The sequence below is a fragment of the Streptomyces sp. NRRL B-24572 genome, from assembly GCF_002156145.1.
Taxonomy (GTDB): domain Bacteria; phylum Actinomycetota; class Actinomycetes; order Streptomycetales; family Streptomycetaceae; genus Streptomyces; species Streptomyces vietnamensis.
Genome location: NZ_MWIG01001057.1, coordinates 1 through 759, shown reverse-complemented (window position 1 = coordinate 759; position 759 = coordinate 1). Strand labels below are relative to the sequence as shown.

Genomic DNA, 759 nt, shown 5'->3' with positions numbered 1-759 from the left:
GTTGAGGCATTTTTGCGTTCCGGCACCGGTCGGGTGCGGTCAGGAAAAGGCCTTGTCAGAGGGGTGCGGGGCTCGTCAGGATCGGCGGCATGGACTATTCGATACGTACCCTCCGCGCCGACGAGTGGGAGCAGGCCCGCGAGATCCGCTTGGCCGCCCTCCAGGACCCGATCGCGCACCTGGCCTTCCTCGACACGTACGAGGCGGCCGTCGAACGGCCCGACGCCTTCTGGAAGGACCGTGCGGAGGGCGCGTCCGAGAGCGGCGACGGGAGCGTGCTGCAGTTCGTGGCCGAGGCCCCGGACGGGAGTTGGGCGGGCACGATCACACTGCTCGTGGAGCGACCGTCGGACGAGGTGAAGTTCGGCGAGGCGGCGAAGGTCGACCAGACGCACATCGTCGGCGTGTATGTACGCCCCGAGGCGCGCGGAACCGGTGTGATCGACGCGCTGTTCCGGGCGGGCGTGGAGTGGTCCTGGACGGTGCCGGCGCCGGCGGTGGCGCGGGTCCGGCTGTACGTCCACGAGGAGAACGCGCGGGCCGCCTCGTTCTATCGGCGGTTCGGGTTCGTGGCGACCGGGGACGCGGTGGCGGTGCCGGGGGACGCCGGGGCCAGGGAGCTGGAGTACGAGTTGGTGCGGCCCTTGGTGGGTGCGGGGTCGGGCGCGGGAGCCTAGGCGCGGCTAAGGGCGCCGTTCCGTTGTGCCCACCCGTTCCGCCCAGGAGGCACCTCCGGGGCGGAGTCCGGGGGAGGAACGA

At 71.5% G+C, this 759-nt stretch carries 1 protein-coding gene; it reads left to right on the top strand.

Annotation, left to right across the window (positions count from 1 at the left end; all coding sequences use genetic code 11):
* Positions 1-89: 89 nt before the first annotated feature.
* Entirely contained in the window at positions 90-677 is a 588-nt protein-coding gene (locus CCN56_RS40080; RefSeq protein WP_086832486.1) for a GNAT family N-acetyltransferase, read from the top strand.
* Positions 678-759: the final 82 nt, after the last annotated feature.

What these genes read in the sequence shown, in the direction of transcription:
- CCN56_RS40080 (WP_086832486.1), top strand. Translation starts at nt 90, where the DNA reads ATGGACTATTCGATACGTACCCTCCGCGCCGACGAGTGGGAGCAGGCC.